General features: G+C 47.4%; 19 protein-coding genes. 14 read left to right on the plus strand and 5 right to left on the minus strand.

What is annotated here, in order from left to right:
• Positions 1–279: 279 nt before the first annotated feature.
• Together PPL9_RS23910 and PPL9_RS23915 are read right to left on the minus strand one after the other, a co-directional pair.
• On the minus strand, positions 280–1,503 hold the full coding sequence (locus PPL9_RS23910) for an MFS transporter (protein ID WP_057465068.1): 1,224 nt from the start codon (positions 1,501–1,503) through the stop codon (positions 280–282).
• Between the two features lies 1 nt (position 1,504).
• Positions 1,505–2,731 carry an ATP-grasp domain-containing protein gene (locus PPL9_RS23915; protein ID WP_057465069.1) on the minus strand — a complete coding sequence of 409 codons (1,227 nt, stop codon included), beginning with the start codon at positions 2,729–2,731 and terminating at the stop codon, positions 1,505–1,507.
• Positions 2,732–3,605: 874 nt separating this feature from the next.
• On the opposite strand from PPL9_RS23915, the gene PPL9_RS23920 reads away from it, so the two are divergent.
• Positions 3,606–5,063, plus strand: coding sequence for a radical SAM protein (locus PPL9_RS23920; protein ID WP_082597077.1), 1,458 nt, complete (start codon positions 3,606–3,608; stop codon positions 5,061–5,063).
• A 513-nt stretch (positions 5,064–5,576) separates the two neighbouring features.
• Here PPL9_RS23920 and PPL9_RS23925 read toward each other — a convergent pair.
• Complete coding sequence (locus PPL9_RS23925; RefSeq protein WP_059279747.1) at positions 5,577–6,584, minus strand: GlxA family transcriptional regulator; 1,008 nt, start codon at positions 6,582–6,584, stop codon at positions 5,577–5,579.
• A 93-nt stretch (positions 6,585–6,677) separates the two neighbouring features.
• Between PPL9_RS23925 and PPL9_RS23930 the strand changes: the two genes are divergently transcribed.
• From PPL9_RS23930 to PPL9_RS23960, 7 genes are all read left to right on the plus strand, one after another.
• Positions 6,678–7,730 carry a proline racemase family protein gene (locus PPL9_RS23930; protein ID WP_057465072.1) on the plus strand — a complete coding sequence of 351 codons (1,053 nt, stop codon included), beginning with the start codon at positions 6,678–6,680 and terminating at the stop codon, positions 7,728–7,730.
• A gap of 185 nt (positions 7,731–7,915) precedes the next feature.
• A complete protein-coding gene (dctP, locus tag PPL9_RS23935; protein WP_208989585.1) occupies positions 7,916–8,935 on the plus strand; it encodes a TRAP transporter substrate-binding protein DctP in 1,020 nt (339 codons plus the stop codon).
• Between the two features lie 57 nt (positions 8,936–8,992).
• Positions 8,993–9,520 carry a TRAP transporter small permease subunit gene (locus PPL9_RS23940; RefSeq protein ID WP_057465074.1) on the plus strand — a complete coding sequence of 176 codons (528 nt, stop codon included), beginning with the start codon at positions 8,993–8,995 and terminating at the stop codon, positions 9,518–9,520.
• A 3-nt stretch (positions 9,521–9,523) separates the two neighbouring features.
• Complete coding sequence (locus PPL9_RS23945; protein WP_057465075.1) at positions 9,524–10,831, plus strand: TRAP transporter large permease; 1,308 nt, start codon at positions 9,524–9,526, stop codon at positions 10,829–10,831.
• Positions 10,832–10,842: 11 nt separating this feature from the next.
• Positions 10,843–11,313 carry a universal stress protein gene (locus tag PPL9_RS23950; protein WP_057465076.1) on the plus strand — a complete coding sequence of 157 codons (471 nt, stop codon included), beginning with the start codon at positions 10,843–10,845 and terminating at the stop codon, positions 11,311–11,313.
• A complete protein-coding gene (locus PPL9_RS23955) occupies positions 11,306–11,851 on the plus strand; it encodes an asparaginase domain-containing protein (protein WP_161831445.1) in 546 nt (181 codons plus the stop codon). The genes PPL9_RS23950 and PPL9_RS23955 overlap by 8 nt, the downstream gene beginning before the upstream one ends.
• Positions 11,852–11,854: 3 nt before the next feature.
• A complete protein-coding gene (locus tag PPL9_RS23960) occupies positions 11,855–13,273 on the plus strand; it encodes an aspartate ammonia-lyase (protein WP_082597082.1) in 1,419 nt (472 codons plus the stop codon).
• Between the two features lie 314 nt (positions 13,274–13,587).
• Here PPL9_RS23960 and PPL9_RS23970 read toward each other — a convergent pair whose 3' ends face one another.
• Positions 13,588–14,604 carry a LacI family DNA-binding transcriptional regulator gene (locus PPL9_RS23970; RefSeq protein WP_057465078.1) on the minus strand — a complete coding sequence of 339 codons (1,017 nt, stop codon included), beginning with the start codon at positions 14,602–14,604 and terminating at the stop codon, positions 13,588–13,590.
• An 86-nt stretch (positions 14,605–14,690) separates the two neighbouring features.
• Here PPL9_RS23970 and PPL9_RS23975 point away from each other — a divergent pair, with 86 nt between their 5' ends.
• From PPL9_RS23975 to PPL9_RS24000, 6 genes are all read left to right on the plus strand, one after another.
• On the plus strand, positions 14,691–15,866 hold the full coding sequence (locus tag PPL9_RS23975; protein ID WP_057465079.1) for a phytanoyl-CoA dioxygenase family protein: 1,176 nt from the start codon (positions 14,691–14,693) through the stop codon (positions 15,864–15,866).
• A 702-nt stretch (positions 15,867–16,568) separates the two neighbouring features.
• Positions 16,569–17,498 carry a substrate-binding domain-containing protein gene (locus tag PPL9_RS23980; RefSeq protein ID WP_057465080.1) on the plus strand — a complete coding sequence of 310 codons (930 nt, stop codon included), beginning with the start codon at positions 16,569–16,571 and terminating at the stop codon, positions 17,496–17,498.
• 123 nt (positions 17,499–17,621) lie between these two features.
• On the plus strand, positions 17,622–18,404 hold the full coding sequence (locus PPL9_RS23985) for an ATP-binding cassette domain-containing protein (protein WP_057465081.1): 783 nt from the start codon (positions 17,622–17,624) through the stop codon (positions 18,402–18,404).
• Positions 18,405–18,418: 14 nt separating this feature from the next.
• Positions 18,419–19,402, plus strand: coding sequence for an ABC transporter permease (locus tag PPL9_RS23990; protein ID WP_057465082.1), 984 nt, complete (start codon positions 18,419–18,421; stop codon positions 19,400–19,402).
• A 16-nt stretch (positions 19,403–19,418) separates the two neighbouring features.
• The gene (locus tag PPL9_RS23995; RefSeq protein WP_057465093.1) at positions 19,419–20,438 is read left to right on the plus strand and encodes an ABC transporter permease; all 1,020 of its coding nucleotides are present in this window, start codon (positions 19,419–19,421) and stop codon (positions 20,436–20,438) included.
• 157 nt (positions 20,439–20,595) lie between these two features.
• Complete coding sequence (locus PPL9_RS24000; protein ID WP_057465083.1) at positions 20,596–21,597, plus strand: LacI family DNA-binding transcriptional regulator; 1,002 nt, start codon at positions 20,596–20,598, stop codon at positions 21,595–21,597.
• A 68-nt stretch (positions 21,598–21,665) separates the two neighbouring features.
• On the opposite strand, the gene PPL9_RS24005 is transcribed toward PPL9_RS24000, so the two are convergent.
• On the minus strand, positions 21,666–22,823 hold the full coding sequence (locus PPL9_RS24005; protein WP_057465084.1) for a Gfo/Idh/MocA family oxidoreductase: 1,158 nt from the start codon (positions 22,821–22,823) through the stop codon (positions 21,666–21,668).
• Positions 22,824–22,825 lie beyond the last annotated feature (2 nt).

Here is a 22,825-nt window from a genome sequence, read left to right on the forward strand (position 1 = left end):
GTTTTTGGCTCATCTCTCACTGTTATCTTCGCAAATATGGTCACAACACTCCATTATTCAAATCAAATGATCAGTCTATTCCCCCCCCCAAAAAAAAAATAGACAACCCTGAGCCCGTTTACCTTTCTAAATTTTGCGATCATCAAAGCAGTCGATATCGATAGCGTCTAGCTCTCCCTCAGGTTCCACGCTCATTTTTCAGAGGGTAAGCAGCGTTTGCTGTGATCTGAACAAATATAGATGCCTTCAGAAAGGAACGTTCGTACTAATAAGGCTCGGTCAATCTCTAGCGGTTTCCAATGCTGGTGATCGACGGCTATGCATTAGGAAAATACTGGCATAAACCAGTAGCCCGAGAGTTGGCATAACAGTCAAAAGCCAGAGAGCAGATTGCACATCATAGTTAAACCACATGTATCCCAGTAACGCGGGGAAGACTATACGTGCGCCACTCACTGTAAGGTCAACCAATGCTAGGAAACGACCCTTACAATGCTCCGGTGCATTCTTCGAGACGTAAGCCGGTAGAATAATGGAGTAGATGATTTCTCCAAGAGACCAGAATGTAATCCCTAGTAGCAATGCCGTCGTGTTGAACCCGATAACGATCGTCAGCATGCCAACAACCCAGAAGCAAGCAGATATAACCATCATAAGCGGCTCACTACGGTCACGTATCAAACGCTCGACAATGAATGATGCGCCAAGGACGATTGCTGCATTCAATGTGTAGACAGCACCAACCATTATCTCACTGGTGTGAAATACGTTTTTTAGCAATAACGGCACCAGATACTCCATGCCGAATAATACACCTATTAGCAGGATACCGGACAAGCAGAATAATGTAAGCGCTGGGGACGCAATGAGAAGTTGTATTAAGCTTTGGTTATTCTGCGTTTGCTGGGCTTTTTGCCGACTACCACCGATTGTTGCTTTTAGTCCAAAATATATGAGTAACAAGCAAATCGTCTTGGATAGAATGTCGCCATAAAATACAAGCTCAAATGAGCGCACTGCAAGCACACCACCGAGTAATGGACCAAAAGCCATGCCTAAGTTTTTGAAAACATAGTCATTAGCATAGGCAAACTGCCGTTGCTCTATAGAAGACAATTTGGCGATCAATAGACTACCAGCTGGCCCGTACATCCCCATGCCAAGTAGTCCGATAAAGAGAAAAAAAGTATAGGCATAAGGAGATGCATCCTGGGTCATCAGGCCCCAATAACCGATGATATGGATAGAAAATGATAAGAGAATGACTCCTTTTGCTTGCCAACGATCGACTAGACTGCCGCTCAGCAGATTACCCAGGATCATTCCCAAGCTACCAACTGACAGCATAGTGCCTGCAGCAGCGACAGATAAACCGCGCCCATTTACGAGATATAGGGTGAGGAAGGGATAAACAAACATACCCAATCTATTCACCAGCGAGCAGAGGAAAATGAAATATAGTTGCCGGGGTAACTGTTGGAAGTCTTTGGCTATAGTAAACATATCAGTTACCTACTTGGATCTGGAAGGCTTCGCGAATGTTTCGAAATTTCTGGGCGACCCCTGCAAAATCATCGCCATGACAAATGTAATAGCCCAGCACTTCATAGCAATGTTCAGCCTCTTTCAGAACATCTCCCTTCTGCGCCCACACTTCGGCTTCAAGGACTGAAGGTAACGCGCGTATGGCGTCACTGTCACTGATCTGTGTTATAGAACCTGTAACCAGAGTGGAAAGGTATTCGGCACCAAAACTTGTCGTGTAGTCTTGGGTGATATGGGCTTCTTCATTAAGATCAAGCCTGACCCATTGTTCTACCAGATCAAATCCGTAGGCATGGTTGATAAGGGAAATTATGGGGCCCCCACCACAGCGAGCAGCAGACTCGCCGAAGTAAATTTCTCCATCGTCAGTAAGATAGAACTCAGTATGAGCAACACCTGTGTGCATGCCAAAATGGTTTAAGAGGTGTCGACATTGCGCAAGAATGTCTCTCTGCTCTGTATTTTCGCCCTGGCCGAGGGTGATAACGCCTTGGTGTTGTCCTGACTCTTTATAGTCAATAATATTGTAAGTATATTGCGAAAGATTGTCGAAAACGGTCTCACCATTCTGCACTAAGCTATCGATAAAATATTGAACTCCATGAATATATGCCTCAACACGGTAATCATGGCGTTCATTACGAATTTTCTTCCAAATTTCCTCAAGTTGCTCCGGCGTTTCAACCTTAAAGGTATTACCGCAGCCATAACCATCATATGGTTTGATAATTATCGGATAACCGTGTTGTCCTGCGAACTCATCTAAGGTGGCCCTTGTATGGGGAACGCAGCAATGAGGTGTTTTAAGGCCGAGTTCTTTAGCACGCTGTTGCATCACGTTTTTATCTCTAAAATGGATGCCGGCTGCTGGTCGTAATCCGACAATATTATTGTCTTCCCTGCACAGACAAGCAGTGTAAACATCTTCATCGTGGAAAACAAAAATACGTTCGATCGCTTCCTTAGAGCAAATCTCATCCACTCGTGCACGCACGTCGGGCACTGAACTCAAGTCAATAAACTCATATGTCATGAGCTTATTGAGCATGCTTTTCGGTGGCGTGCTTCCAGAATGGAACATAACATGCAAAGAATATTTCAGATCCTTTATAACTCTCACGAAATTGTCGAGATATTTAAAGTGCATGGCAACTTCACCACGAAAAAATATTACGATCTTTTTCATAATTTAAAGAATCCTATTTGAAATCTATATTAAGTTACAAAATTTATTAATTTACCAATCTCACCAATACTGGGAGACCAATCTGCCCTACAGCCTGTCGCCAATCTAGATCGCACTCCAATTAGAACTCTCCTGAATATGGGCATCAAACGCGCTTGTCTTTTGTATTTCTTGACAAATTAGCGCGATGGCTCGTAGTCAATTGTATTTCTAATCATGTACTTGGTATGCGCACATAGAAGTCATCTTAAATTAAGCTAGATGAATCGCTCTAAAGTAACTCTCAATAAGATTAAAATAAATAATCAAAAAGACAATCTTATATTGAAAGCAAAAACATATAAGCGTGTAGATTAGAAAAATGCAACCCAAAATATTAGCAGCAAATAGCCTCAACTCACGAGCTAAAGGCTTTCTGATCGCCTCCCCATGAGTTGATTGCTGTGTGAAAAAACTAGAAAATACCTGCTTTGATGAGCCAAATTACTTATTCTTCAGAAGAAGTCCGTATAGAGTTCATGGATTACTTTAAAATAGCATGAAATTTAGTATCTGGTGGCCTGATCCTGTCTCATAGCGTTCATTGCCATTATTCTTAATTCATGGAGCATCGGCTTTGTTATTTTTCAATGAACAAGGCCAAGCTATTTAGAAAACTACCTCTACGTAATATATGTATAAAAATCCTCTTTATATAATAATATATTTCATGTTACTTATTTTAATTAATCTAACGCGTGCGTATTGGTAATAATATCGAATTTTATATGAATAAATATTTCTCATTATATAATATACTTCTAGTAATTGATTGATGTGAGTTAATTTTGTTAACGTCAACGCAATATTAACAAATTATATTTTGAGGTTATACATGGTTGATCTTCGCGTAGGTGATGAAAATCTTTTAAATACACGCTTTAAATACATGGCACGAAATACAATTGATTACTGGATGGTCCCAGATAGTAAGAAATTAAGTGAGACGGAAATAGTTCAGTGTATTTCCGCAGCTCCAGTAACTGATGAAACAACATTACAGCTGTACCTTCACATCCCGTTTTGCGCCCAGAAGTGTTCATTCTGTGCATTCTCCGGAGGCAATACTCTGGATTTCGCTAATGCGGGTGAATATATTGACCTATTGATTCAGCAACTCCGCAAGATACTGCAAATTACGCCGACTTATGGTCAAAAACGTATTCGTTCCGTACACATTGGAGGCGGGAGCCCAGATCTGGTGCGTAGCCATATCGGAAGACTTTTAAGTTATGTACGTTCGCTAGAGGGTATGGATGAAAACACGGAGATTGCAGTTGAATGTGCTCCAGCAACAACCAAACCTGATTTTCTGGACGAACTGATTACTCATGATGTGACAAAGCTCAGCTTCGGCGTGCAAAGCATCAATCCAGATATCAGGGCTAATATCCGTCTGCCGCGATCAATGCGTAAAGTAGAAGAGTTATGTGAATACGTTGGTGGCAAGATTCCAATCGTAAATACCGACTTTATCACCGGTTTGCCTGGTCAAACACTTGCTGATGTTGAAGCGGATTTGGATTATGCCTTGAAGCACCCGATCATCAATGCTGTCAGTACATACCTACTGACACCAGGTGCAGCGCCATCTTTGGTTGCGGATGTGAAAAGCGAAAAGGTGCCTCATGTGCCAATGCATAAAGAACAAGCAATCATGCGATTGCATTCCTACAGTACTCTGCAGCAGTCAGGTTGGGTTCGTTGTGGAACAAACACTTATGTCGACAAAGCTTCCGTTAGTAAGGAAATCATTGATCATTTGCCGGGCAACGAATGTATTGGGGCAGCACATTACGATACGTTTCTGATTGCCGCTGGTGCACAGGCTATCGGTTCAGCACCAGGTGTCCGGTTTGAAAACACTGTAGATATCAATCATTGGAAAGAAGCTGTGCGTAATGGTGAATTTGGTTTCAACCTCAGAAAGTCAGCACTTCATCACCAGAAGGACATGTCTTTGTGGACGTTCCCATTGTTTTATGAAGGGCTGAGAAAAGATCGCCTTCAAGCAATGATTGATGCCGGAGATGTGGATGAAGCACAGCTCTCTACTCTACAAGATTTGATCAATGAAGCGCTTGTCATCGAGGGACCTCATGATTACCGACTTTCGATATTGGGAGAGGTTTTCATGGGCCACATAGTAAGGCTCTTGAAGAAAGAGGAAGGCCAGAAAATCATTGATGCATACATCCATGAAGGCTTCAAGATTGGTGAGGCGATTAACGCTGGTGTAATCGATCATGACAACACTGCGAATAATCGTCAGAGCGTCGTTGAACGAATTTAGGTGAGTACGGAATAGTTTATCTCATACTTTGTTATTTTTCCTAAGTTGATAATCCTTGGCTCCTTCTGCTTTTTCTAGAAGGAGCCAAGCAGAATAGCCATTCCTAACCGTGCAATGAAACCATCTGAAAAATGCGAGGCTGCAGCATATAGAGCTTAGATCCGTCCTACAGCACAATTTTGCCAATTATCGCCGCGTGTAATTGGCCACGCAAGTGTTTACTCTCGTTCGCAAACCTGTTTTGCCCTAGTGGAAGGCGAGTGCACTTTCTTGTCTCTCCGCACTTTTAAGTGGGATAGCAACCAGGAATAGTAAGAGCGCCTCAATAATCAAAGGTCAACGCCAGTGCGAATGTCCGCGATTTGAGCATAAGTAACAAACTGTTGAATCTGGGCTAGTACCTGATTATTGATATAATATATTTAAATTAACTGACGCAACGGAGATTCTATATTTTACTCTTGCCGTAATATTAAATTTTCCTTTCAGCGTCGACGATACATAATCGTTGGTTCATCTCTGCTTCACCAAACGTTGCGCTCTATAGTGTTTCGGGGTTTGGTTGAATTTAGCTTTGAACCAGCGGGAGAAGTGGCTGCTGTCGGAGAAACCGCATTCATGGGCGATTTGGGTCACGGTTCGTTTTGAGTTCATGAGGCGCCAGCGAGCATGCTGGAGGCGCATGTCACGCCAGACTTCTTGTGGTGTGGCTTTTGCATGTTCAGTAAAGGCTCTGTTCAGTTGCCTGACGGTGGAACCCAGCATTTCGGCAAGCTTTTCTGTTGTGTCTGGGTCTCTCAGCTTCTGACGCATGTTTTTAATGGCCTGTTCCACACGCCAGTTTCCGCATTCCTCTAAATCTTGATAGGGAAGCCGCCCAATCTCATGTGCTGATCGATGCTCGTCTACAACGAGGGCCGTCAGGCCTTTCATTCCACGAGAGCGTCCACAGTGCTTAATCAAAATTTCTACTGCAAGGTCAATCGCAGCAGTTCCACCAGGGCAGGTCAGGATACTTCCATCGCGGACATATAGCTCATTTTCTACGGGCTCTACCTTTGGAAATTGTTGCGAAAAAAGCGGGCGATGGTGCGCGTGAATTGCGGCCTTTCTACCGTTAAGGAGGCCTGCCTTGGCTATGATAAAGCTACCAGTGCAAAGTCCGATAAGTTCTGTCCCTTTGGCGTGAACGTCTCGCAAGAATGCATAGGTTTCTTCTGGAATCTGTTCCATTTGTTCAAGTTGGCCGCCGACGATGACGACATAATCATAAATCCCTGCTTCCTCAAACGTTTTCCATGGCATAACTGCAAGACCAGAACTTGATGCTACGGGTTCCAAATCATGACTTAAAACATCCCAATGGCAGAATACTTGTCTACTTCTATCAGCTTCATCTGAGGAGTGACGCACAGCATCGATAAATCCTGCTAGCGGCAGGATTGTAAACGCCGGAGCGAGAATAAAGGCAAAGCGAACGTCTGGTTCAATCTGTTCATCTGTGATGTGAGGGCTTAGCAAGCTGATACTCCCGAATCTGCAAGTAAATGTCTTTTTTGTTCTATTATTAGCCCATTACGTACTGCATTTCTCCTTAGCTAACAAGGAGGGCATATGCGCTGGAATAAATCTGTGACGGTAATTGGTGCACACGCTGAAGGGGAAGTTGGGCGTGTTTTGACGGGTGGAGTACTGAATGTTCCCGGAGCTGATATACTTGAGAAGATGGAGTACCTGAAGGCCAATGATGAGCTTCGTCAGTTTGTAAATCGTGAACCTCGCGGTTGTGCTCAGATGACAACGAACCTCTTGCTACCTCCATCACATTCGGAGGCACATGCTGCGTTTATACCCATGCAGGCAGATGGGACGCATGCCATGTCTGGATCCAATGCAATGTGTGTGACAACGGTGTTGCTGGAGACTGGCATCTTGTCAATGCATGAACCTGAAACGACAGTTGTTTTGGACACTGCGGCTGGACTGGTAAAAGCAGTTGCGCACTGCAAAGAGGGACGTGTCGAGCGAGTGTCCTTGGATTTCTTCCCAGCATTTGCTGAGTATCTGAATGCTCAGCTTGAGGTAGAAGGACTGGGAACGCTCACGGTGGATGTTGCGTTTGGTGGTGTTTACTACGTACTGCCAGATGTAAAACAGCTTGGGTTTCGTATTGGGCCTGATGTCGCGCAAGATATGGTTGTGCTCGGAAACAAGATCAAAAGGGCAGCCCAGGAGCAGCTCACAGTTCAGCATCCAGAGATTGAGAACTTCAACAGTGTCGAATTTTTGATGTTTACTGATATGATTGATGGAAAGCAGAGCTCATACCGCAATGCTACGATTATGCCACCAGGACGTGTTGATCGCTCACCATGTGGAACCGGTACCGCTGCTCGTCTGGCTGCCATGCATGCCAAGGGATTGATTGAACCCAATCAGCAGCTCGAAATGCGATCCACGATCAACTCTCGTTTTGAGGCTTCTATTCTTTCTGAGACGAAAGTGGCTGGGCAACCCGCAGTTATTCCTCGTATCTCTGGGAGGGCCTGGATCTATGCAACCATGCAGTTGGGAGCTGATCCAACAGATCCTTACCAGTTGGGTTACACCATGGCAGACACCTGGGGAACTGGCATCGACCATGTTATTCCAGGTGCGCTAGACTAACGGGCGAACAACTCAAACGTAAAGTTTCGGATGGGGGAAGTTACTGAATGTAATTCCCCTTAATCCTGTCTGCTACGTTCTCCAAAATGACTTATGTGTTCTTTTATAGGGTGCTATCAGTCTCTTATTCTCAGGGTGATCTCACAATCGAACTAGTGAGGGAATTTAACTTGGGAGGATTGAACTTGGTTTTTAAATTGCGGAAAACAGCTGCGGTTGTGTTGGCGACGGCAATGACAATTGGGCTTTCAACGTTTGCGGTTGAAGCAAAGACAACGCTTAGACTATCTCACTTATCACCTCCAGGCAGTGACATGGATAACTGGGCTAAGGACTTTGCAAGTCGCGTTTCGGAAGCTTCTGATGGCCGCGTAAATCTTCGCATTTTTCCTGCAAGCCAACTAGGTGATTGGGAGGAAGTTTATGAGCAGCTGAGCCAAGGTTCTGTTGATCTGGCAATTCAGTCAATCTCAACGAAATTTGACTCGCGACTTTCTCTAACATGGTTTCCTTACACCGCAGTTGACTATGACAGCGCAAAAGATGCCTGGAACAATGGTGGCTTTCTCTTCAATATCGTGAATGACCTCGTAAAGCCGCAGCAAATTCAGGTTTTAGCACCTTATGCAAACGGCTTGGGCGGTTTGGCTGTTGGCAAACCTGTCGATGATCCGAAAGATCCGAATGCGGACCATAGTGAGCTCAAGATTCGCGTCTGGCCATCGGGCGTGGGTACGCACAAGCCGCTGCTGGAGCGTCTGGGGTATTCAACAACCACAATGCCTTGGGCGGAACTCTACACTGGAGTGCAGACCGGCGTAATCGACGGAATGGTTGGTGGCGTTCCTGAAAATGCGGTTCGTGATTGGAATGGTGTTGTCGATACATGGTTGCAGATCAACGATCATTTTGAAATCAACTGGTTGCTTTCATCAGCCTTCTCCATGGCTCAGTTACCAGAAGAAGATGCTGCCGTGTTGAACGAGATAGCTGCCCAGATGGCTACGGAGCGCTTTAACGCCGTAGAAGAAGCTGACAACCGCTACCTTGAAGAGCTTAGCAAGAATGGTGTGACTGTTGTTATCTATTCACGTGATGAGATCGAAAACATGGCAAAAGCCGTGCGCGTTGATGCATGGCCGAAGATGAAAGATCAGATCGGCGACGAGCTCTATGAGCTGCTTGAAAGCCGCTACTCAAACTAATGAGTTTCGAAGATCGGAGATCTCCTCCGGTCCTCGGACAAAATAAAAGAGGGCGGTATGCTTCAAGAGCGCCAAATACACATTAAGAACCCAATCTGGCAACTCAAGCTGAAGCTGTTGCGGTTCATTATGTTCATCACAAGTATCGCATTCACCACAGCAGTCTTTCTTCAGGTCGTGATGCGATATCTGTTTAACTATTCGCTTTTTGGTGTTGAAGAGTTCGCCAGTTTTGCTGGTGTCATTATGTACTTCGTTGGGGCAGCGTATGGAATGCATGAACGCAGCCACATCTCGGCCAGTCTAGTGGACACAATATTCGGAGAAGGACGCATCACTGCAGGCGTCCATGCCTTCACACGCCTCTTGTCTGCAATTTTGGTGGTTTATATCCTCAACTCACTCTGGGGGCTGCTCGTCTTCACAGAGCGTATGAACACCGTATCAACGGAGCTACGTCTCCCAATGATCTGGATCTATGGGGTGATGTTCGTGGGACTGGCTCTGACGGCTTTCTATTTCCTGCTCGAGTTTATTGAAAGCTTACGCGCAATAATCTGGCACGCACCAAATACGGAATCCTAAATCATGAGCTCCCTAATTTTGATGGACGTTGCGCTTCTCGTGACGTTGATGATCCTTGGTGTGCCTGTTGCATTGACATTTGTCGCCGCAGCCGCATTCCTGATCATCTTTGGTGAATACAACTCGACAACCTTCTTGATAACTGCAGGCCTTTCTAAGCTATCTTCAGTCGTATTACTTGCGATACCACTGTATATTCTAGCCGGTGGTATCATGACACAAGGTGGAATTGCCAAACGTTTGCTTGAGGTTGCAGACAGCTTCTTTGGTCGATACCGCTCGGGCCTAGGTGTTGTAACCGTCATTACAACGGCTGTTTTTGGTGCAATCTCCGGGATGGCGTCCTCAGCTGTTGCTGCAATCGGTTCTATTGCCATTCCAAGAATGGTGGAGCGAGGATATGACCGTGGCTATGCGACTGCTCTAGTCAGCTGCTCTGCTGTTCTGGCACTGCTCATCCCTCCCAGCGCAACCATGATCCTTTATGGTTGGGTAACAGGTACCTCTATTGCAGCAAGCTTCCTTGCGCCATTGGCTCCTGCACTGTTGCTGGTTGGTCTGTTTTCCTTCTGGAACATGGTCCTGACCCGTAAGATGGAGATTACTGTTCCTGAAGCACAGCCGTTGAATGTGCAGATCAAAACAGTTTTTCAGCGTACGCGAGAAGCAGGCTTCGGGTTAGCAATGCCTTTGATCATCCTGGGGTTTATCTATGGAGGTATCACCACGCCTACTGAAGCTGCTGCTGTGGCTGTGGCCTATGCGTTGCCAGTCGCATTTCTGGTATACCGGGAGCTGACATTCAAGTCGTTTTACGATGTGGTTTGGAAAGCAGCTCAAGTGACTTCGGTACTGATGCTTGTGATCTTTACAGCAAACATGCTGGCGCGTGTGTTGACGCTTGAAGAAGTGCCTCAACAGATACTAGAGACGATGCTTTCCATTTCTGATGATCCGATCGTACTTTTGCTTCTTGTAAATGGCTTTCTGTTGCTTATTGGGATGTTTATGGAAGATGTTTCTGGCATCTTGCTTGCAGCTCCGCTGTTGCTGCCTGTGGTGACCGAGGCTGGCGTACATCCGGTGCACTTTGCTGCGATTATTGGAACCAATCTGGGCATGGGTCTTATTACGCCGCCCACAGCGCCAATCCTCTATTTTGGTACTTTGATAGGGCAGACGTCGCTTGCGAAGGTTCTAAAACCTACTCTGGTGTTTGTTTTCCTCGCATATATGCCAGTGGTTCTGCTCACCACTTTTGTCCCAATACTATCCATGTGGCTGCCAATGGCCATAACTGGCATCAGGTAGGAGGTGGGTAAATGACACTTCGAATTCTCATTCCCATTGATGTGGAAGAAAAACGCTCATGGACAGAGATTTTGCCGGAACTAAGGCTTCATGCAAAAGGCAACTCAGTTGAGTTGACCTGCATGACAGTTGTTCTTGATCTGGGCACAGTGATTGCGCAGGCCGCTCAGGCTGCACCTTTTGCATCATTTGTGCCTGGCGAGCTGAAGGACAAAGCCCTCGAGGTCGCGCAAACCCGACTTGGCGAGATAACCGAAACAGAGGAGTTCGGAACCATCAATAGGTTTGTTCGATCTGGCAATATCTATTCGGAGGTTCTGCAAACCGCTGATGAATTATCAGCAGATCTCATTATCCTGATGTCTCACATTCCTGATTTCGGAGATTATTTGCTGGGCCCAAATGCAGCAAAGATTGTTCGTCATGCAAATTGCTCTGTGCTGGTGGTACGTCCTAAGAACAAGAGAGCTGTTCATGACTGATGCCTCCAACTCAACGATGAATTATAAGAGTGGGCTGCTGAAGGTTGCTGTTGTCATGACGGGGGGGACGATAGCGAAAAGCTATGATCCTAACTCAGCCCGACTTTATAATTTTGAACTTAAAGTCAAAGAGATCATTACCTCCTTAAGCTTACCAGATCTGGAGTTCACGTTCATTGATTTGATGCATCTGGACTCACTTGAAATTGGTGATGAAGAACGTGCTCAAATTACCCGTTCAGTTACAAGTGCTGCTGCAACTCATGATGCGGTGATTATCACGCATGGTACAGACAGCATGGCGCTGAGTGGTGAGGCATTATGTTGTGCGGTCAAAGCACCTCGTGTGCCGGTGATTTTTACAGGTGCGATGGTTCCCTATGTCATTGAAGGGTCTGATGCTTCTCAGAACATGATTGAGGCATTGGTGTGCGCGCGGCTCTTACAGCCCGGCATCTATATCGCCTTCCATAACCGCGTTCTGACGTTGCCTGGAGCACGGAAAGATCATTCTAACCTGACATTTACGGAGGCATGACGGATGCCAAGAATTGAAACTGATAGCATCGGGTCTCGCGAACTACCTGATGATGTATTGTTCGGCATCAACACGCTTCGCGGTGCAGAAAACTTTTTGATCTCTTCTGCAACGATCGGTGACGACCAAGCTCTGGTCCGGGCTCTTGCGATCATCAAGAAGTCAGCTGCCCAAGCTAATGGTGTATTGGGAGGTCTAACCGTCAAGCAGACTAATGCGATCTCCGCGGCGTGTGATGAGATTATGGGTGGCAAGCATCATGACCAGTTCATCATCAACATGTTGGAAGGTTCCGGTGGTACGTCTATCAACATGAATGCCAACGAAGTCATCGCTAATCGTGCCTTGCAGATTATGGGATATGAGGCTGGAGCTTACGAATACTTGAAGCCTAACGACCATGTAAACATGGGACAATCAACCAATGACGTGGTTCCTACTGCTGTCAAGCTGGCTGTGCTGCAGAAAGTTCCAGCGCTTACTAAGGCTCTGACAAGGCTGGGAGAGGCATTTCAGCTAAAAGCAGATGAGCTTGCCGAAGTACTCAAAATTGGCCGTACATGTATGCAAGGTGCGCAACCAATGACCATGGGACAGGAGTTCAGCGGATACTCAGCTGCTATTCTTCGAGCCCGTGACAAAATCATGGATACTACTGAAGCCCTGCAAGTTCTGCCGTTGGGAGCAACTGCAATCGGAACAGAGCTCGGTGCTCGTGCAGGTTATCAGGAAGCTGTTTATCGGTATTTAGGTCAAGAATTGCCACATCCTGTACAGCAATCTGACAACCTGTTTGATGCGATGCAGAACTCAGATGGGTTTTCAAGACTTTCTGCTGAACTGCGAGTTACTGCTGAGATTTTGGGCAAGATCAGCCTCGATTTAATTATGATGTCTTCCGACAAACAATCCGGCATCGGTGAAATCAAGCTACCCGCGATTCAGCCAGGCTCATCGATCATGCCAGGTAAAGTGAACCCGGTGATGCCTATGATGGTTCAACAGCTGGCATTTGCTGTGATTGGTAATGACACGGCGATTTCACTTGCCGCTCTCAATGGACAACTCGAGATCAACCACTTCGAACCGATTATCGCGTCTCGATTGTTTGACAGCATAGATTTGCTTACTCATGGTGCGGATCTGTTTGCGAAAAAATGCGTGAATGGAATAGAAGCATTGGAAGATAAGGCGCTTCAAAATCTCCTCAACTCATCTGCTCTTGCTACCGTATTCGTACCCATACTTGGATATGCTGAGGTCTCCAAGATTGTGAAGGAAGCTGATGTAAACGGAAAACGATTTGTCGATGTCATTGTCGAAATGGGCTTGATGTCACGAGAACAGATCATAAGCAAACTCTCGAATGCTGCTCTTTGGGGCTCCGCAAAATGCTCTAAAGAAGCAATTTCCCTGATCTAGCAGTCCAGCCTTTGCAAAAGCGAAAGCGGCTTCTTGAACAGGCTCATTTGAGCAGTCCTGATATTCTAATCTTCGATGAAGCGACCTCTGCGCTGGATGAGGCGAATGCTACTCAGATCGTGAGCATGATACAAAACCTGACAACAGATCATGGAGTGTTGCTGATAGCTCATGACTGCTATCGTAAGCACGATTATCGATTTGAATGACAAAGCTACTTTGGAGAACAAGTAGAGGAATGTTTGAAGAGAGCGAGGCCTTCGTAATTGTTCCCATCGAAGCCTTCTGGATAAATGCGTGGGTGAGGGGGCGGTTCATTTAAGCTCAGGTGCAATTATGTGAACATCAGAACCATTGGGAGTTGGAGGCTCCGCTAGGGTTATGTTGTTGGCACGGCTAATGTGAAAAAAGGCAGCCAAGATATCCTGAGTGATCTCGTCATGGAGTACAAATGAAATTCTGCCCGCGTTGAGCAATGCTTTGTTTTCCTGATTAAGGTCATGTGCAATGTAGCTGTCCGGATACATCTTATACTGCTCAAGCATTTGAATAATTGCCCTGTTTCCTCCGCCCATGGAATACACAGCACATATGTTCTGCTCTTTCTCAAGAATAGAGGCCAGGTCTTTTTCAATTTTATGATCAACTCCAGAGCCTCCTATGGTTTCAACAAATTTCAGGTCTGGACGATTACGTGTGAGCCATGATCGAAAGCTGATTGCGCGTGTTTCTTCACCTTTAAAATGCTCGTGGCTGCGGCTCATCAATATGGTTCCGCCAGCAGAATGCAGCATCTTTGAGATCAGGTAAGCTGCAGTTTTTCCCGCCTTTGCATTGTCAATTCCAATGTATGTCAGTCGTTCTGAGATCGGAATATCGGTGAACATCGTGAGGACAGGAATATTCCTTTCTGAGAGCGCTTTGATCATGTCTCTGAGCTTTGGCGTGTCACGCAGCTTCAGGCAAACCCCATTACTACCGTGAGTCATAATGCGTTTGAGGTAACTGACGGCCTCAGCCTCTTGCATATGCTCTTGCATGATGAAACGCGGCCGGATGACGACAGGGTTTGATCTGCCAATTTCACTTTCAACAGCGCGCCGTATTTCAGAGGAGAAGCGGTCCGGAGCTTCGACAACAAAGTCGATAAAGAGCTTCTTGCCGCGTGCAGACAGCTGCTTTTCCTGCAGGTGTAAATCTGCAATCGCGTTTTGTACTCTGCGGACAGACTGCAGACTTACGTTTGTGCGGCTGTGAAGTACGCGGTCAACCGTTGCTGTACTTAATCCAGCTTGAAGAGCGATTTCTTTAACAGGGAAACGATGCGTCATTGATGGATTCTTGATGGAAATGCATATGGCTGGCAATTCAACATTTTGCTTATTTAATGCCTGATACATCAAGGAGAGGGGCTAAGATGGTCAGTAGCAAACAAATTGATGGATTTTACAGGCAATCGGCCTGTGACTTAAACGAGTTCAAGGCACTCGTGGAACAGGAGCTGTCCGCTGAGACAGTTCCCAACGCCACCCATGTGCAAAGCAATATCCCTATTTACAGCGCAGCGAACCTGCGAAATATGCTTGAAGACACATCCAAGCGCAGAAGCTTGTTGTCAGAGTGGGCTAGTGTTTTGCAAAATACAGCTGGTGTTCTGGTGATTAAGGGAGCAGCAGAAAATATCGCAGCGATAGACGAAGCTACGCAGATATTTGAGAGCATTATTTCTGCTGAGAGATCTTCCGGCAATGGCGGTGATCATTTTGCTGCTGCTGGTGCGAACGATCGTATCTGGAACAGCCTGCAGAAGCTATGCTTGGCAGATCCATCTGTATTTGCTCGTTACTTTGCCAATCCGCTCATTGACGCGGTCTGTGAGAGCTGGCTTGGGCCGAATTATCAGATGACGACACAGGTCAATCTGGTCCATCCGGGAGGGGCAGCACAGCAAGCACACAGAGATTATCATCTGGGCTTTCAGACTGCCGAGGTCTGCGAGGATTATCCGGCTCATGTCCATCACCTGTCACCCTACATGACCTTGCAGGGCGCGATTGCTCACTGCGATATGCCCCTTGAAAGCGGACCTACAAAGTTGCTGCCGTTTTCACAAAAATACCTGTCAGGTTATGTGGCGTGGAGGCGAGACGATTTCCGGGAATATTTCGAGGCTAACTATGTGCAGCTTCCACTCGAAAAGGGAGATGCGGTTTTCTTCAATCCTGCATTGTTCCATGCAGCTGGTGCAAACACGACGACAGATATTCATCGTATGGTGAACTTGCTTCAGGTCTCATCTGCGTTTGGCCGCGCAATGGAAAGTGTTGATCGTAGTGCTATGTGTTCTAAGGTTTTTCCGGCCCTGAAGCATCTGACTGAGCAAGGGGTGCTATCAGGCAAACATCTTGACGCGGCAATAGCATCCTGCGGAGAAGGGTACTCGTTCCCAACCAATCTGGATTTGGACCCACCAGTCGGCGGGTTAGCTCCTGAAACTCAACAAATGCTATTGAAACGCGCGTTGAATGAAGGGATGGCCGCGGACGTTTTCACGAAGGAACTGCAAAAGCAAAGTGCCCATCGCCTGCCTTAAAGCCCAATTCCCTAATCGCAGTGATCTTGTTTGACAACAGTACCGCCATCCGTTTAGCGCACTCAGCCGATCTGTGAAAGAATCCAATCAAGGAATAACTCAGCGCTGACTTTTGGCGATCACTGGACTTGCTGGTGGCGCTAACCAAGGTTCAGCTGGTTTTTGGTGGGGGGGAATGATGGCCTTAGTCGCATTGACGGCTGCTTCGCTCCCCATCTGGCTGTCCGGCGATTAGCTTGGCGTCAAACAAATCACCCTTTGAGATTGCGATCATAAGATCAACCATAACAACGACCTTATGCCGTGGTACTGCGCGGCAAAAGCAGTGTAACTGGAGCAGTCTAAAACAGACAGGCCGTCTTCCCGCATCCACACGTGCAACCAATCGGTGTGAGCGTCCTATCTTGCCATTCAGTTGCGGTGTTGCCTGCTTGATGTAGGCGTCGTGGCTGTTTTGTTGTTTTCCGAGCTGATGTTAATCTCTTTGTTTGAAGCTGCAGACGGCTACTTCAAATCATCAAAATAGTAAATTTAATGCAAGCGGTTGCAATATTGGTAATTGCTAGGTTAGTTTAATCCCGTAGTGATCGGTAGGAAAGATTTGGTTAGTATAGTGTTTATTTGGGTTCTGGTGTTGATATGGCTCCCAAATTCGCTTCATTAATTCTTGCAATCGGTTGCTAACGCAAATGGGAGGAAACTATGAAACAAACTGGTTTACTGGCAGCAGTCGCTGCGTTCACGATGATGGCAACAGCCGTAAGCGCCGACACTATCGGTTTTTCAAGTCCAAATTTTGATGATAATTTCCAGACAGCTCTTCGAGAAGCTGCCAAAAGTCGCGCAGAAGAACTTGGGCATTCAATTCAGATCGAAGATGCCCGAGAAGATGTCGGCATGCAGTTGAGCCAAATTCAGAACTTTATTGCCTCTGACGTTGCAGCAATCATCGTAGCTCCGGTAAGTGCAGCAGCGGCCCCTCAAATTACCAAAATGGCAGAAGCAGCGGGTATTCCGTTGATCTATGTGAACCGTCGCCCTGCAGATCTGGATGCGCTGGGTGAAAAGGCTGCCTTTGTGGGTTCCGATGAAACCTGGTCGGGCACGCTGGAAGCTTTTGAAGTGTGCAAGCAGGCGGCAGGCACTGGTAAAGCGGTTATGCTGATGGGTATTCTTTCAAACGAAGCTGCTGTTACTCGTTCTGAAGACGTACGCGAAGTCCTGAGCCTCTCCATGTGTAACGGCATCGAGCTTGTTGCGGAGCAGGAAGCCAAATGGCAGCGCACAGAAGCAAACAACGTCGTGTCAAACTGGCTCAGCTCTGGTCTTGAATTCGATATCGTATTTGCCAACAACGACGAGATGGCTCTTGGCGCGGTGCAGGCTCTCAAAGCTGCTGGCGTGAATATGGATGATGTTCTGGTTGCTGGCGTTGATGCAACGGATGACGCTCTTGCTTCCCTGAGTAAAAATGAGCTGGATGTCACTGTCTTCCAGAATGCCAAGGGGCAGGCAACTGGCTCTGTTGATGCTGCTGTGAAAGCTATGAGCGGCGAAGCTCTGCCAAACTGGATCAATATTCCGTTCGAACTGGTCACTCAGGACAATCATAAATCCTACATGAGCCAATAGCAGGCTTTCAGTAAGGGCGCTCCGTGCATCTGTGCGGAGCGCTGCTCGCTTTGCAACTCATAGTCTATTGGCCGCGATGTCGGTTTGACCGATTTTATCTCAGCCCTGGTGAGGAAAAGAACAATGAATGATGCGAGAAAGATCGTCCTGCGAACGCAAGGTCTTTGCAAAAACTATGGTGGAGTGCAAGCTCTGAAAGGTGCAGACTTTGAGCTCCGTGAAGGCGAACACATCGCAATCGTTGGTGATAACGGGGCAGGGAAGTCCACCTTTGTTCGCCAAATCACTGGCGTTGAGCAGCCTTCTTCTGGTCAGATGTTCTTCGACGGAAAGGAGGTCAGCTTCAAAAGCCCTCTGGATGCTCGGGAAGCAGGTATTGAAGCTGTATTTCAGAATCTGGCACTCGCAAACGATCTGGATGTTCCAGCCAACATCTTCCTTGGACGTGAAGAAGTCTATTTCAATCTCGGGCCCTTCAGTTTTCTGAATGAGAAGAAAATGCTGGCGAAAGCCAAAGAAGGCCTTGAGAAGACCGCTGTTAAGATTCCCAACTTGCGCAACGCAATTGGTAAAATGTCCGGTGGTCAGCGCCAGTGCGTTGCAATCTCACGTTCTGCAGCCTTTGCCTCAAAACTCATTATCATGGATGAGCCAACCGCAGCACTTGGGGTTCAGGAAACCACGCAGGTCGAAAACATCATTCGCCGCCTGAAAAAACAAGGCGTTCCGCTGATCCTGATCAGCCACAACTTACGTCAGGTGTTTAACCTGGTAGACCGGATCTTCGTGTTTCGGCGTGGTGAAATCGTTGGCGTCGTGGATGCGGACAAGACGGATGGCAACGAAATTGTCTCCCTTATTACAGGTGTGAAAACTGGCGTGCATGAAAACGCCAGCTACATATAATTGGGAGCACGTAGATGAACACTACTGCAATCCGAAAGCTTCCTCAGGAGGCGAGCATTCTGATGGTTTTGATCGGAATTGCCGCGCTTTTTGAGATCCTGGGCTGGATTTTCGTTGGGCAAAGCTTTCTGGCTAACTCTAAGCGGCTCGTTATCATTGTTCTTCAGGTATCTATCATCGGCATCATTGCTGTTGGTGTAACGCAAGTCATCATTACCTCTGGTATCGACTTGTCGGGCGGGTCCGTAGCAGCACTCTCTGCCATGGTGGCAGCGAGCTTTGCGCAGGCGTCTGGCGGCTTTTCCATCTTCTATCCAGGCATTGTAGATCTGCCTGTTATTGTTCCTCTGCTGGCAGGTATCGGGGTTGGGCTACTGGCAGGAAGTATCAACGGAGCCATCACCGCCTATACCGGTGTTCCCCCGTTTATTCCTACACTGGGGATGCTTGTTGCAGCTCGTGGGCTTGCTGTGCTGTATGCAGAAGGCCAGCCAATCTTTGGTTTGACCGAGCAATATACGGCGATTGGGCAAGGCATTAATCCGGTCCTGATTTTCCTCGGTGTTGCTGTGCTCTTTCATATTCTTTTGAAGCACACGGTTTATGGGCGCCGGACTTATGCGATCGGATCCAACGAAGAGGCGGCCCGAATAGTCGGCATCAAAGTAAACCGCCATAAGGTTCTTGTATATTCGATTGCGGGTGGCCTTGCCGGTCTTGCCGGTATCGTCATGAGTGCGCGAGCGACAATGGGCCAGCCTGGCATGGGCTTCATGTACGAGCTGGATGCAATCTCCGCAGCCGTCATTGGCGGAACGTCATTGTTCGGCGGCAAAGGGAAGATTTCGGGGACCGTTATCGGCGTCTTCATTCTCGGCGTTATCACATCAGGTTTCACCTTCCTGCGGATCGATTTTTATTATCAGGAAATCGCCAAGGGCATGATCATCGTTGCTGCCGTTATCGCTGACCAGCGTCGGCAGGCTCGTAAGGCATAGTTCGGAGGCCATCTTGATTAATTCATCATCAACATTAGGCTCAGCCGAAACGCAAAAGTCTCTCCTTCAGCGTCTTCCAAAGGACACGGGTATTCTTCTGGTACTCGTCGGAATCGCCGCAATTTTTGAAGTTTTGGGCTGGTTTGTCGTTGAGCAGACTTTCATCTTCAACGGTCAACGTCTGTTCATCATGATCCTGCAGATGGCAATCATTGGCATTCTTGCTATTGGCGTTGGTCAGATTATCATCATGGCAGGCATCGATCTTTCCGGTGGTTCCATTCTTGGTTTCGCCGGCATCGTAGCGGCCTCTCTGGCACAAAGCTCAGAGTATGCCCGAGCTGTCTATCCAGCACTTACAGATCTGCCGATCATCTTTCCGGTACTCGCAGGCATTGCGGTCGGAGCGCTGCTTGGTTTTGTCAACGGGAGCGTAATTGCCATTACCGCAATTCCGCCGTTTATCGCGACCCTTGGGATGCTTGTCGCAGCGCGTGGCTTGGCGCGTTGGTATACAAGTGGCAAGCAGGTGAGCTTCCTGACTGAGGATTTTGCTATCTTCGGTTCCGGAGCCTGGCCAGTCATAACATTCTTGATTGTTGCTGGCGTCTTCCATGTGCTTTTGAAGTACACGGTTTATGGGCGCCGTACCTATGCAATTGGCTCAAATGAAGATGCAGCCCGTGTTGCAGGCATTGCCGTCAAAAGACACAAAATCCTTGTGTACACCATGGCTGGCGCACTCTACGGCATCGCCTCCATCGTTCAAACTTCGCGCGCAATGACCGCTCAATCTGGCACTGGCCTGATGTTGGAGCTGGATGCAATCTCGGCAGTTGTGATTGGTGGAACCTCTCTCTTCGGAGGTCGTGGTCGCATTATGGGCACCATCATTGGTGTGCTTATTTTGGGTACATTGACGTCAGGATTTACCTTCTTAGGTATCGATGTTTATTACATCAATATCGTGAAAGGTGTTCTGATTGTTGCGGCCGTAGTGGCAGATACTTATCGCCAAAAGCGAGTTGCAGCCTGATGATATGTAAAACTTCGAAGCTGGGAGGTCTGCTCCCAGTTTCGAAGGGATAACCAAGTAATAACACCAAAATTTAATTGTGTTTTTTTACTTGGGCCATCATTGATGAACGGATTAATTTGTATCTTCCAGATGCGTGAAAACGAAAAGGCAGAGGATGGCTGTTACGCTAAAAGATGTTGCATTGCGTGCCGGGGTCTCTGCTTCAGCGGTGTCGCGCTCCTTTACGGAAGGTGCAAGCGTTTCTGCAAAAACTCGCCGAAAAGTCGAGAAAGCAGCACAAGAGCTGGGCTACCGACCCAATGTCTTAGCTTCCAGCTTAACAACGCGGCGGACAAAGCTCATTGGTCTGGTTTCCAACAATTTCCATAACCCAGTTTTTCTGCAGGTCTTTGATCTGTTTACGCAGTCATTGCAGGCAAAAGGGCTCAGGCCTCTTCTCGTAAACCTTTCAGGTGAGGTTGATCCGGCTAAATCACTCGATATGCTTCTGCAATACAGCGTTGATGGAGTAATTGTAGCGTCTTCCACTCTGCCTCCTGATTTTGCTGAATCATTCCGGCATGCAAAAATTCCGGTTGTGCATTCCTTTGGGAGATGCAGCGCGACGCCGACTGTGCACACCGTAGGCATTGATAACCGTTACGCCGGTGAGTTGGCTGCGGAGCTCTTGCTCTCTAAAGGGTATGAGCACATCGGATTTTTGGGTGGGCCGGAAAATGCGTCATCTACGCAGGATCGCCTCTTCGGTTTTCAACGAGTTCTCGCTGAGCATCCTAGTGTAAAATTATCCGTCGATTTTGCGGAGGATTACTCTTATGATGCAGGTAGGAAAGCGATGCAGAGCATCTTGCTGAAAGACCGCGCTAACGCTTATTTTTGTGGTGATGACGTGCTTACTATCGGAGCATTGAGTGCCGCGCAGACCGCTGGTCTAAAAGTACCGGAAGAAATAGGCTTTATTGGCTTCAACAACATGGAAATGGCAGGTTGGGCAAATATCAATCTGACAACCATCCATCAACCTGTTCAGCAAATCATTTCATCCTCTGTTGAGCTGCTTGTTGACTGCCTGGAAGATCCAGATCGGATTCCTGAAACACGTATGTTTCCATGCCGTGTGGTTGAACGTGGAACACTTTTACTAAAGGCCGCTTAGTTGCTGGCAAATACTAGGGGCGCCTACAAAAAAGGGGCCAGTAAGTATACGGCCCCTTTTCAAAAGTGTTACTTCAGCAGGGCTGGGACTGCGTCTTGCCATGCACCAGCTGCATGCGCTGACTTTACTGCCGCATAAACACTTGCCATAGACCGCAAACCATCTTCACAGCTTGGGAATAGGAAAGCTGATCTCTCAGAAGATCCGCTGGCTTTGTCCGCGTGGATCATCTCTGCAAGGTCGCAATAGATATTTGCAAAGGCCAGGGGCATGCCTTCGGAGTGGCCAATTGTTACGCGCGATGCGTTTTGGGCTGCATTATACAAGTCGCCAGCACCGCGCTCGATGATCTGGGTGCGACCATTCAATGGTGTGTAGTACAACTGGTTGGGGTGTTCCTGTTGCCAGGCCAAACCACCTTTTTCACCAAACACTTGCAAGCTCAGGCCATGCATACGCCCCACGGCAACTGCTGATGTCCAGAGCCGCCCGACTGCACCACCATCCATTCGGAAGTTGATCATTGCGTCATCTTCCAGTTCGCGGCTGGCAATAGTCGATGCAAAGTCAGCTGAGACAGTCGATACTTCCTGCCCGGTTACAAAGCAGGCCATATGCAGCGCGTGGATACCTGCATCAGCTAATACGGCAGAAACGCCAGCAGCAGCAGGATCGTAGCGCCAGCGAACGCGAGGATTGTCAGCATCGGCAGCATCTGCATGGAAACCGTGTGCGAACTCTGCTTTCACAAGACGGACGTCACCCAGATCACCAGCAGCAATCATTTCTCTCATCTGGCGAACCAGAGAGAATCCTGAATAGCCAAAGTTTACTGCGCACTTTTTGCCAGTCCGGCGACTGATCTTTACGATCTCTTCGCCTTCTTCGACAGTCATGGTCATCGGCTTTTCACACAGCACATGAAAGCCACCTTCGAGGAAGGCTTTGGTGATCTCAAAGTGCGTTGCGTTTGGTGTTGCAATAGTCACAAGATCAACTTTGTCACTGCGCGTTTTTTCAACGGCCAGCATTTCCTGCCAATCACCATAAGCCCGGTCTTCTGCAATACCCAGCGACTGAGCAAACATGCGCCCTTTTGCTGCATCTGCATCCAGAGCGCCCGCCGCCAGCTGAAACAAACCGTCAACGGATGCCCCTAGACGGTGAGCAGGACCAATCTGGCTTCCTTCGCCGCCTCCAATCAGACCCCAGTTTAATTTAGTCATGA

The organism is Pseudovibrio sp. POLY-S9 (genome assembly GCF_001431305.1).
Lineage (GTDB): Bacteria > Pseudomonadota > Alphaproteobacteria > Rhizobiales > Stappiaceae > Pseudovibrio.

Excerpts from the sequence above, each read along its gene's own strand:
- PPL9_RS24000 (WP_057465083.1), top strand. The coding sequence starts at position 20,596 with ATGGCTGTTACGCTAAAAGATGTTGCATTGCGTGCCGGGGTCTCTGCT.
- PPL9_RS23970 (WP_057465078.1), bottom strand. The coding sequence starts at position 14,604 with ATGACGCATCGTTTCCCTGTTAAAGAAATCGCTCTTCAAGCTGGATTA.
- PPL9_RS23910 (WP_057465068.1), bottom strand. The coding sequence starts at position 1,503 with ATGTTTACTATAGCCAAAGACTTCCAACAGTTACCCCGGCAACTATAT.
- PPL9_RS23980 (WP_057465080.1), top strand. The coding sequence starts at position 16,569 with ATGAAACAAACTGGTTTACTGGCAGCAGTCGCTGCGTTCACGATGATG.
- PPL9_RS23990 (WP_057465082.1), top strand. The coding sequence starts at position 18,419 with ATGAACACTACTGCAATCCGAAAGCTTCCTCAGGAGGCGAGCATTCTG.
- PPL9_RS23945 (WP_057465075.1), top strand. The coding sequence starts at position 9,524 with ATGAGCTCCCTAATTTTGATGGACGTTGCGCTTCTCGTGACGTTGATG.
- PPL9_RS23950 (WP_057465076.1), top strand. The coding sequence starts at position 10,843 with ATGACACTTCGAATTCTCATTCCCATTGATGTGGAAGAAAAACGCTCA.
- PPL9_RS23975 (WP_057465079.1), top strand. The coding sequence starts at position 14,691 with ATGGTCAGTAGCAAACAAATTGATGGATTTTACAGGCAATCGGCCTGT.
- PPL9_RS23920 (WP_082597077.1), top strand. The coding sequence starts at position 3,606 with ATGGTTGATCTTCGCGTAGGTGATGAAAATCTTTTAAATACACGCTTT.
- PPL9_RS23940 (WP_057465074.1), top strand. The coding sequence starts at position 8,993 with ATGCTTCAAGAGCGCCAAATACACATTAAGAACCCAATCTGGCAACTC.
- PPL9_RS24005 (WP_057465084.1), bottom strand. The coding sequence starts at position 22,823 with ATGACTAAATTAAACTGGGGTCTGATTGGAGGCGGCGAAGGAAGCCAG.
- PPL9_RS23930 (WP_057465072.1), top strand. The coding sequence starts at position 6,678 with ATGCGCTGGAATAAATCTGTGACGGTAATTGGTGCACACGCTGAAGGG.
- PPL9_RS23985 (WP_057465081.1), top strand. The coding sequence starts at position 17,622 with ATGAATGATGCGAGAAAGATCGTCCTGCGAACGCAAGGTCTTTGCAAA.
- PPL9_RS23960 (WP_082597082.1), top strand. The coding sequence starts at position 11,855 with ATGCCAAGAATTGAAACTGATAGCATCGGGTCTCGCGAACTACCTGAT.
- PPL9_RS23955 (WP_161831445.1), top strand. The coding sequence starts at position 11,306 with ATGACTGATGCCTCCAACTCAACGATGAATTATAAGAGTGGGCTGCTG.
- PPL9_RS23915 (WP_057465069.1), bottom strand. The coding sequence starts at position 2,731 with ATGAAAAAGATCGTAATATTTTTTCGTGGTGAAGTTGCCATGCACTTT.